Below are 10077 nucleotides of genomic sequence, written 5' to 3'. Positions count from 1 at the left end.
GGCTAGGGGGCCGCCAAGCCGGTGGGGTCGGGCTGGCGGCCCCCTAGCCTGGCCCTCGGCGCGGGCGCCATCATCATCATCCTCGCGGTCGCCGGCGTGCTGCTGGTGCTGGCGGCGTGGCGGCTGCCGCCGTTCGACAGCGCGATCGAGACGACCGAGAACGCCTTCGTGCGCGGGCAGACGACCGTCATCAGCCCACAGGTGAGCGGCTACGTCACGCAGGTGCTGGTGCAGGATTACGATACCGTCGTGGCCGGGCAGCCGCTCGTGCGGATCGACGACCGGATCTACCGCCAGCGGGTGGCACAGGCGCAGGCCGCGCTCGCCGGGCAGAACGCCACGCTCGCCAACAGCGCGCAGAGCGCCCGCTCGCGCGCCGCCGGGCTGGGCGCGCAGGAGGCGGCGGTCGCCAATGCCCAGGCGCAGCTGCTGCGGGCACAGGCCGACATGCGCCGCGTCGAGGATCTGGTGACGGACGGCTCCGTCTCGCTGCGCGAGCGCGACCAGACGCGCGCCGCGCTGCGCCAGGCGGAGGCCGGCGTGGCGCAGGCGAAGGCCGCCGCCGAGATCGCCCGGCAGGACGTGCGCTCCGTCACCGTCGGGCGCGGCGGGCTGGAAGCGGCGGTGGCCGGCGGCGACGCGGCGCTGCGGTTGGCCGGGATCGACCTGGCCAACACCGTGATCCGCGCGCCGGAGCGCGGCCGGCTGAGCGATGTCGGCGTGCGCGTGGGGCAATATGTCACCGCCGGCACGCAGCTGATGTTCCTCGTGCCGCCGCGCATCTGGATCATCGCCAACTACAAGGAGGCGCAGACCGCACGGATGCGACCGGGCCAGCCGGTGACGTTCACCGTCGATGCGCTCGCCAACGCGCGGCTGCGCGGCCATGTCGAGCGCCTGTCGCCGGCCGCCGGATCGGAGTTCGCGGTGCTCAAGCCCGACAATGCCACCGGCAACTTCACCAAGGTGGCGCAGCGCATCGCGGTGCGGATCTCGGTCGATCCGGGGCAGCCGCTGGCGGCAAGGCTCAGCCCCGGCATGTCGGTGCAGCCGCGCGTCGATACCCGCGACGCGGGCGACCGGTGAGGCACGCGGTTGCCTGCGCGGCGCTGCTGGGGCTGATCGGCGGCACGCTGGCCGGGTGCATCGGCCCGCGCCCCGACGCGCCGCCCGCCAGCGCGGTCGTTCCGCCCGCCGGCTGGCGCACGGCGGTGGCGCGCGGCGCCCCGGTGGGGACCGGCTGGTGGCGGGCGTTCGGCGACCCTGCCCTCGACGCGCTGGTGACGCGCGCGCTGGCCAACAACCTCGATCTCGCCGTCGCGGTGACGCGGGTGGAGGAGGCGCGCGCGCAGGCGCGGCTGGCCGAAGCGCAACTCTTCCCATCGGTCGACGGCGTCGCGGCGGGCAGCGAGGCGCGCGCGCTCAGCCCGTTCGGCATCCCGACGCGCAGCACCACCGGCCAGCCCGCGATCAACATCAGCTACGATACCGACCTGTTCGGCCGCCTGCGCAACGCCAGCGCCGCCGCCCGCGCCGCCCTGCTGGCGACCGCCGCCTCACGCGATACCGTGGCGCTGGCGATCGCCGCGACCACCGCCAGCAGCTACATCAACCTGCGCGCGCTGGATGCCCGGCTGGAGACGGCGGTGGCGACGCTGGGTGCCCGCGCCGAGGCGCTGCGCATCGCCCGCCGCCGGTCCGATACCGGCTACACCTCCCGGCTGGAACTGCGACAGGCCGAGGGCGAATATCGCGCGACCGAGCAGCTCGTGCCGCAGGCGCGGCTGGCGGTGACGCGCGCGGAGAATGCGCTGGCCGTGCTGCTGGGCGAAGCCCCCGGCCCGATCGCGCGGGGGCTGCCGCTGGAGCGGCTGACCCCGCCGGCGGTGCCCGACGGCCTGCCCGCCGACCTGCTGCGCCGCCGCCCCGACCTGTTCTCGGCCGAGCAGCAGCTGGTCGCCGCCGATCGCTCGCTGGACAGTGCGCGCGCCGCCTTCCTGCCCAGCGTGCGGCTGACCGGGTCCGCCGGGCTGGTGCTGTCGAGCGCGCTGCCCGATCCGGTGACGATCTGGTCGCTCGGCGGCAGCGTGCTGGCCCCGCTGTTCGATGCCGGCCGGCTGCGCGCGCAGGCGGATGCGGCGACGGCGCGGCGCGATCAGGCGGCGTTCGCCTATCGCCGCACCGCGCTCACCGCGTTCCGCGAGGTCGACGACGGCCTCGCCGCCGTGCTGCGCACCGGCGAGCAGGTGGAGTCGCTGCGGGGGCAGGTGACCGCACTGCGGGAAGCGCTGCGGGTGGCGACCAACCGCTACCGTGCGGGCTATTCGCCCTATCTCGACCAGCTCGATGCACAGCGCCAGCTGCTCGGCGCGGAACTGTCGCTGATCCAGGCGCGGACCGACCGGCTCAATGCGCTGGTGTCGCTCGATCAGGCGATGGGCGGTGGCTGGCCCGGCCCGACGGGCTGACCGGGCCGCCGTGCGCGCAGGATGCGCGACAGCGCCCAGCCGCCGACCAGCAGCCACAGGAGGTTGAGGCCGACCGACGGCAGCGCGCCATGCGCCCAGCCGTTCACCACGAAGCCGGCCGAGCCGACGACGTTCAGCCCCTGATAGATCACGCTTTCCGCTCCGATACGCCGCAGCGACAGCAGGACGTAGGCGATCAGGATCAGCCCCGCGCCCGCCCAGCCGGCGATCTCGACGATCAGCGGCACGGCGGGCGCGGCCTGTCCGGTCAGGCGGCCAGCTTGCGCAGAACGTAGTGCAGGATGCCGCCGTTGAGGAAATATTCCAGCTCGTTGACGGTATCGATCCGGCAGCGCGTCTGGAACGTCTCGCTCGTGCCGTCGGCGCGGGTGAGGTGCACCGTCACGTCCTGACGCGGGCGCAGGTCGGCGACGTTCTCGATCGTGAACGTCTCGGTGCCGTCCAGCTTCAGCGTCTTGCGATCGACGCCGTCGGCGAACTGCAGCGGCACGATGCCCATGCCGACGAGGTTCGAGCGATGGATCCGCTCGAAGCTCTCGGCGATCACGGCGCGCACGCCGAGCAGGTTGGTGCCCTTGGCCGCCCAGTCACGCGAGGAGCCGGTGCCATATTCCTTGCCCGCCACCACGACCAGCGGCGTGCCGTCCACCTTGTAGCGCATGGCCGCGTCGTAGATCGCCATCACCTCGCCGGTGGGGATGTACTTGGTCATCCCGCCCTCGATGCCCGGGATCATTTCGTTCTTGATGCGGATGTTGGCGAAGGTGCCGCGCATCATCACGTCATGGTTGCCGCGGCGCGCGCCATAGCTGTTGAAGTCGGCCTTGGCGACCTGATGCTCCTGCAGATACACGCCGGCCGGGCTGTCCGCCTTGATGCTGCCGGCCGGGCTGATGTGATCGGTGGTGATCGAGTCGGCGAAGATCGCCAGCGGCCGCGCGTCGCGGATGTCGCCCACCGGCTCCGGCGTCATCGTCATGCCCTCGAAATAGGGCGGGTTGGCGACGTAGGTGCTGGTCGGGTTCCAGGTGTAGGTGTCGCCGCCCTCGATCGAGATGCCGCGCCACTTGCGGTCGCCCTCGAACACGTTGGCGTAGCGGGTGGCGTACATCTCGCGGTCGATGAACGAGGTCATCACGTCCTGCACCTCGATGTTCGTCGGCCACACGTCCTTGAGGAACACCTCCTTGCCCTCGTTCGAGATGCCGAGCGGGGTGGTGGTGATATCCTCGCGCACGGTGCCCTTGATCGCATAGGCGACGACGAGCGGCGGCGAGGCGAGGAAGTTGGCGCGCACGTCCGGCGAGACGCGGCCCTCGAAGTTGCGGTTGCCCGACAGCACAGAGGCGGCGACGAGATCGTTCTCGTTGATCGCCTTGCTGATGGCGGGCGCCAGCGGCCCCGAGTTGCCGATGCAGGTGGTGCAGCCGTAGCCGACGAGGTTGAAGCCCAGCGCGTTCAGATCGTCGGTCAGCTTGGACTTGTCGAGATAGTCCGTGACGACCTGCGAACCGGGCGCGAGCGAGGTCTTCACCCACGGCTTGGAGGTCAGGCCCAGCGCATGCGCCTTGCGCGCGACGAGGCCGGCGGCGACGAGCACCGAGGGGTTGGAGGTGTTGGTGCAGCTCGTGATCGCGGCGATCACCACGTCGCCGTGACCGATGTCATGATCGCGGCCCTCGACGGCGACGCGCTGGTCGCTCGCGCCCGACTTCTTGTAGCCGGTGGCCAGCTCGTTGTTGAAATTGTCGTCCACGTTGTTCAGCAGCACGCGATCCTGCGGGCGCTTGGGGCCGGCGAGCGAGGGCTGCACGGTCGCCATGTCCAGCGCCAGCGTATCGGTGAACACCGGGTCGGCGTGGGTGGCGTCGCGCCAGAAGCCCTGCGCCTTGGCATAGGCCTCGACCAGATCGATCGCCCACTCGTCGCGCCCGGTGAGGCGCAGGTAGTTGAGCGTGGCGTTGTCCACGGGGAAGAAGCCGCAGGTCGCGCCATATTCCGGCGCCATGTTGGCGATCGTCGCGCGATCGGCCAGCGACAGCGCATCGAGGCCGGGGCCGTAGAACTCCACGAAGCGGCCGACCACGCCCTTGGCGCGCAGCATCTGGGTGACGGTGAGCACCAGATCGGTGGCGGTGATGCCCTCGGCCAGCGTGCCCGTCAGCTTGAAGCCGACGACCTCGGGGATCAGCATCGATACCGGCTGGCCGAGCATGGCGGCCTCCGCCTCGATCCCGCCGACGCCCCAACCCAGCACGCCGAGGCCGTTCACCATGGTGGTGTGGCTGTCGGTGCCGACGAGCGTATCGGGGTAGGCGACGGTTTCGCCGCTGGCATCGGTGGAGGTCCACACGGTCTGCGCGATGTTCTCCAGGTTCACCTGATGGCAGATGCCGGTGCCCGGCGGCACCACCTTGAAGTTGTCGAGCGCTTTCGATCCCCACTTGAGGAACTCGTAACGCTCCATGTTGCGCTCATATTCCAGATCGACGTTGTCCTGGAACGCCTTGGGGCTGCCGAACTCGTCGACCATCACCGAGTGATCGATCACGAGATGGCACGGCACGAGCGGGTTGATCTTCTGCGCGTCGCCGCCAAGCTTGGTGATCGCATCGCGCATCGCCGCCAGATCGACCACGCAGGGGACGCCGGTGAAATCCTGCATCAGCACGCGCGCGGGGCGATACTGGATCTCGCGCTCGCTGCGGCGCTCCTTCTGCCAGTCGACGATCGCCTGGATGTCCTCGCGGGTCACCGTCTCGCCGTCCTCGAAGCGCAGCAGGTTCTCCAGCAGCACCTTCATCGAGAAGGGCAGGCGCGACACGTCGCCGAGCGCGGCCGCCGCCTTGGGGATGGAATAATAATGCACCGTCTTGCCGCCGACTTCCAGGCTGGTGCGCGTGTTGAGACTGTCCTGTCCGATGGCGGTCATGGCGGCTTCCCTTGCTGCGATGCGATAACGTCGGCGCGCCATAGCAAGGGGGGGCCGTTTGGGGAAGGGAGCGACCGCGACACCGTCAGGCCCTCGACCATCGGCGTCAGGTGAGGGCCAGCGACCGCTGGGCGAGCCACCGCCCCATTTCGGCCGGCGGCATCGGCCGGCCGAACAGCCAGCCCTGCAGCCGGCTGCACCCGGTCAGCCGCATGATCGCCGCCTGCCCCTCCGTCTCGATGCCCTCGGCCGTCACCGGCAGGTCCAGCGCCTCGGCCAGCACCACGATGGCGCGCGCCATGTCGGCGGCGCGCGCCTGCTCCACCACATGGGTGACGAACGAGCGGTCGATCTTGATCCGGTCGAAACTCAGCCGCTGGAGATAGCCGATGCTGGCGAAGCCCGTGCCGAAATCATCGAGCGCGATGCGGATGCCCAGCGCGCGCAACCGCACGAGGATCTCCTCGGCGGCATCGGGCCGGCGCAGCAGGTAGCTCTCGGTGATCTCCAGCTCCAGCCGGTCCGCGGGAAAGCCGGTTTCGGCCAGCGCCGCCTCGATCCGCTCCACCAGCATGCGATCCCAGAACTGCGCGGGCGACAGGTTCACCGCCAGATCCACGTTCCACCCGATAGCCTCGCGGCAGGCGGTGACGAGCACGCTGCGGCCGAGATCGTTGATGAGACCGCTGCGTTCGGCCACCCGCACGAACAGCTCGGGCGAGACCGGGCCATGGCGCGGGTGGTTCCAGCGCGCCAGCGCCTCCACCCCCACCACGCGACCGGCGCGCGCCTCCACGATCGGCTGGAATACCACGGCGATCCCGCCCGCGGCGATCGTGGCGCGCAGGTCGTTCTCCAGCCGGCGGCGCTCGTCATATTCCTCGTCCAGCGCGGGGTGATAGGCGAGGCGGCAATCCTTGCCGTTGGCCTTGGCGGCGTACATCGCCACGTCGGCGCGGCGGATCAGCTCGTCGGTGACGATCCGGCCCGACGACATGACGATGCCAATGCTGATCCCCGCCGATACGCTGTAGCCGCCCACCGCGAACGGCGCATGGAACGCGGCGAGGATGGCGTCGGCGATCCGTTCCACCACCGCCGGGCCGGGCGCGCAGAGCACGATGGCGAACTCGTCGCCGCCCGACCGCGCCACCAGATCCGCCTCCCCCGCCGCCGCGGCGATGCGCCGCGCCGCCTCCATCAGCAGGGCATCGCCGGCGGCATGGCCATAGACGTCGTTGGTCTCCTTGAACCCGTCCAGATCCATGTAGAGCAGCGCCACCGCCGTCTCGCACGCATCCAGCCGCTCCATCACCGCGCGGCGGTTGCCCAGGCCGGTCAGCGGATCGTGCAGCGCCTGGTGCAGCGCGCGGGCCTTGCTGCCGCGCAGCGACTCCATGCCGGTGCGCGCGCGGCGCAGGATCAGCGCCGCCGCCGCCAGCGCGATCAGCACCACCAGCGCGAAGCCGGGCAGCATCTGCCGGCGAAGCTCGCTGCCGGGCGTCGTCGCCTGCCAGCGGATCGTGCCGATCGGCGTGCCGGCGGCATCGTGCAGCCGCATCCGCGCGGCCTCGTCCGGCCCGCCGTCGTCCGGTGCGATCTCATGGAGCGACAGCCGGGGGGAATGGTTGCGCGCCGCCAGCGCGTCGAGATACGGCTGGTCGATCCGGTCGGCCAGCACCAGCAGCCGCACCGGCCCGGGCGGCAGCGTCACCTTGTCGGTCAGCGGCATGATCGCGGCGGCGGAGAACACGTAGAGCCGGTCGCCCATCCGGGTGAAGCCGTTGACGACGGGATTGCCGGCAGGGCCGATGCGCCGCACCCGCGCCGCGCCGGCGGCCAGCCCCGGCCCCAGCAGCGCCGCCGGATCGAACCCGGCGGGGCGATGGCGCCCGCCCGAGAAATCGTAGATCGCGCGGCCATGCTCATCCAGCACCAGCACATGGCTGTAGGCCTGCACCACGCCTAGATAGGCGCTGATATTGCCGTCCGCCCATGCCGGATCGAACCGATGGACGAGGTGGCGCACCGCATCGTCCCACCGGGCATAGTCCTGCAGATCGTGCTTCACCATCTCGGCGGAAGCGGCGAATCCGTTGGTGACGAGTTCCACCTCGCGATGGCGCTCCATCCTGTCCTGAACGATGGTAGTGTGGAACAGCAGGGCGGTAAGGCAGCCGAAGCTGCTGCCCAGCAGCAACACGATCGGAATCAGATACTGGGTGGGAAAGTGGCGCCGCAGCATTCCGCGCAATCGTTGGTACATCCGCGGCCCCATCCTGCTGGTACTTTTTTTAACTGAAACTACTTAAGCCCGTCTTACCGCTCGACGAGCGCATACGCGGTGATAATTCCACTGGAGACAAGGGTTTGCGTTCGATCATCGGCCGGTTCCGGCGCCCCGCCACCCCCGATCCCGCGCGTATCCCGCCGGGCCGGCGGGTGTATGCGATCGGCGACGTGCACGGCCGGCTCGACCTGCTGTCCGCGTTGCTCGCCACGATCCGCGCCGACGATGCCGCCCGCGCGCCTGCCGCCACCGAGGTGGTGCTGCTCGGCGACCTGATCGATCGCGGGCCGCATTCGGCGCAGGTAATCGAGTATCTGCTCCACCACCGCCCCGGCTTCGCCACCTTCCGCTTCATGATGGGCAACCACGAGACGGCGATGCTCGGTTCGATGGAGGAGGCGGGCGGCGACCCGCACCGCATCGGCTGGCTGGCGTTCGGCGGGGAGGCCACGCTGGCGAGCTACGACGTGCCGGACGAGGCGCTGGCCTTGCCCGGCCTGGCGCTCGCGCAGGTGATGCGCGCGCACGTCCCGCCCGACCACCGCGCCTTCATCGCCGGCTTCGCCGATCACCTGACGATCGGCGACTATCTGTTCGTCCACGCCGGCATCCGCCCGGGCGTGCGCCTGTCCCGCCAGCGCCGCGAGGACCTCCACTGGATCCGGCAGGAGTTCCTCGACGACCCGCGCCCGCACGGCCTGATCGTGGTCCACGGCCACACGATCAGCGAATCCCCCGAATTCCGCGACAACCGCATCGGGCTGGACACGGGCGCCTACCGCACCGGCGTGCTGACCGCGCTGGGGCTGGAGGGGGGCGAACGTTGGGTACTGGGGACGGGGGAGAAGGCCGATGCGGCGGCATGATCGGCTTGACCGGCCGCCTTGTGTAGTTACATAATATGTCGGTGGAGATCAGCTTCGATCCGGCCAAGCGCGAAGCGACGCTCAGGGAACGCGGACTGGACTTCGCAGATGCAGGCTTACTGTTCGACGACCCGAGCTACACGACGACGGACGACCGCTTCGATTATCCCGAACCGCGCTTCCTGACCTTCGGGATGATCGGCGAGCGGATCGCGATGATCGCCTGGACCCCGACGCTGGACGGGGTCCGCGTCATTTCGATGAGGAAGTGCAATGAGCGAGAGCAAGCCCGTTTTACCGCCCGAATGGAATGATCCCGATCTACCCGAATGGACGGACGAGATGTTCGATACCGCGGAATATGCGGTAGCCGGCAAGGTGATCCGCCCGGCGACGGGTTATCTCGGCCCGAACGGCGTCGTCCGCGGCCGCCCCCCTGCCCGCGACCGCGCGAAGCAGCAGGTGACGTTGCGCCTCGACCCGGATGTGCTCGAACGCTTCCGTGCGGATGGGCCGGGCTGGCAGAGCCGGATCAATGAGGCATTGCGGAAAGTGGTGGGATTATAAACGGCTACTTGACCATTGGCACTGCCAGAATTCGCACTACGATCCACGTAAGAGCGGCTAAGCTTAATGCCGACCAACCAGACATAAATGTCATTGCTGCTAAACTGACCGCCTCAAGTCGTGATCCTGAAATGTAGGACAGACCGGAGACTACCGTTAGACCAAAGAGACACCATATCGCAGAAGATATCAATCTTGCGAGCTCTCCGAACGATTTTGACTTCCGCAAAAGATCAAACTCGGCACCTCTGACATGAGCAATCAGGAAAGTCCCAGCCGCCAGCACAAACCCCAATAGCGATGCGGCCGTCGAGAAAATTGTCCCGCAAGCATCTCTTAGATCAGCGCCGGACAATGTAACAAACATCGATCCTTTTATATTCTCAGATATTAGATGCATTATTACAATAAGGAGCGCAATAATCACATCCACTGCTCGGCGTCTTTTGAAATACCAGCCTACCATGGATCATTACCGACCGCAGCGGCTGCTAGTTTGTGCTTCCGTCTGCCATAAGCTTCTTCAATCAGAGAATAGGCCTGTTCACTGTTTATGCTTCGCGATCGAGGGCTGTTTCTGGGAAATATCTCACCAGATACCAACTTATCTTCTAGTATATCGACATATTTGGCAATCGAAGACCCGGTCACGTAACCCGTCGCCCGCAATGCTTTAAAGTTTTTCCGTTCGAGCGGCCGCGCTCTAACTAACTTCGCCAAACTTTCGGTAAGCAGGCGTAGTCTTCCCTGTCCGGTTTCGGCCGTAAGTGTCAATCCGACTTTCTTCGATGCGCCCGCACGCGCTGAGAGTCCGTTTTGAAAATCATGGATGAGTGGTTCGGCGGAGGAGGTTGCCGCCCATGGCGACGAGGATCATGGCTTTGGATACATCGATACGGGCTTCGTAATCCCGGACGAGCCGGCGCCAGCGGA

8 protein-coding genes and 1 pseudogene are annotated in these 10077 nt (G+C 68.3%); 5 read left to right on the top strand and 4 right to left on the bottom strand.

Annotated elements, in window-relative coordinates:
* Window positions 1-21 precede the first annotated feature (21 nt).
* Window positions 22-1086, top strand: a complete 1065-nt coding sequence (locus FOY91_RS19410; protein WP_145155428.1) for an HlyD family secretion protein — start codon at window positions 22-24, stop codon at window positions 1084-1086.
* Window positions 1083-2468, top strand: a complete 1386-nt coding sequence (locus tag FOY91_RS19405; RefSeq protein ID WP_145155426.1) for an efflux transporter outer membrane subunit — start codon at window positions 1083-1085, stop codon at window positions 2466-2468. Before FOY91_RS19410 ends, FOY91_RS19405 begins: the two co-directional genes overlap by 4 nt.
* Here FOY91_RS19405 and FOY91_RS19400 read toward each other — a convergent pair.
* The 3 genes from FOY91_RS19400 to FOY91_RS19390 form a co-directional block, all read right to left on the bottom strand.
* On the bottom strand, window positions 2429-2716 hold the full coding sequence (locus FOY91_RS19400) for a CBU_0592 family membrane protein (protein ID WP_145155424.1): 288 nt from the start codon (window positions 2714-2716) through the stop codon (window positions 2429-2431). The two genes, FOY91_RS19405 and FOY91_RS19400, sit on opposite strands and share 40 nt — an antisense overlap.
* A gap of 20 nt (window positions 2717-2736) precedes the next feature.
* Entirely contained in the window at window positions 2737-5421 is a 2685-nt protein-coding gene (acnA, locus tag FOY91_RS19395; RefSeq protein ID WP_145155422.1) for an aconitate hydratase AcnA, read from the bottom strand.
* 106 nt (window positions 5422-5527) lie between these two features.
* Window positions 5528-7666, bottom strand: a complete 2139-nt coding sequence (locus FOY91_RS19390) for a putative bifunctional diguanylate cyclase/phosphodiesterase (RefSeq protein ID WP_238995800.1) — start codon at window positions 7664-7666, stop codon at window positions 5528-5530.
* Window positions 7667-7791: 125 nt separating this feature from the next.
* Here FOY91_RS19390 and FOY91_RS19385 point away from each other — a divergent pair, with 125 nt between their 5' ends.
* From FOY91_RS19385 to FOY91_RS19375, 3 genes are read left to right on the top strand one after another with little or no spacing between them, the layout of a single operon-like run.
* A complete protein-coding gene (locus FOY91_RS19385; protein WP_145155418.1) occupies window positions 7792-8577 on the top strand; it encodes a metallophosphoesterase in 786 nt (261 codons plus the stop codon).
* Window positions 8578-8618: 41 nt separating this feature from the next.
* Entirely contained in the window at window positions 8619-8891 is a 273-nt protein-coding gene (locus FOY91_RS19380; protein ID WP_145155417.1) for a BrnT family toxin, read from the top strand.
* Window positions 8851-9144, top strand: a complete 294-nt coding sequence (locus FOY91_RS19375) for a BrnA antitoxin family protein (RefSeq protein WP_145155415.1) — start codon at window positions 8851-8853, stop codon at window positions 9142-9144. The genes FOY91_RS19380 and FOY91_RS19375 overlap by 41 nt, the downstream gene beginning before the upstream one ends.
* Before the next feature lie 823 nt (window positions 9145-9967).
* Here FOY91_RS19375 and FOY91_RS19370 read toward each other — a convergent pair.
* Window positions 9968-10077 (bottom strand): annotated as a pseudogene (locus FOY91_RS19370) (IS5/IS1182 family transposase); the annotation flags it as partial.

The sequence above is a fragment of the Alterirhizorhabdus solaris genome (assembly GCF_007785815.1).
Lineage (GTDB): Bacteria > Pseudomonadota > Alphaproteobacteria > Sphingomonadales > Sphingomonadaceae > Alterirhizorhabdus > Alterirhizorhabdus solaris.
This window is presented reverse-complemented; position numbering and strand designations above follow the sequence as displayed.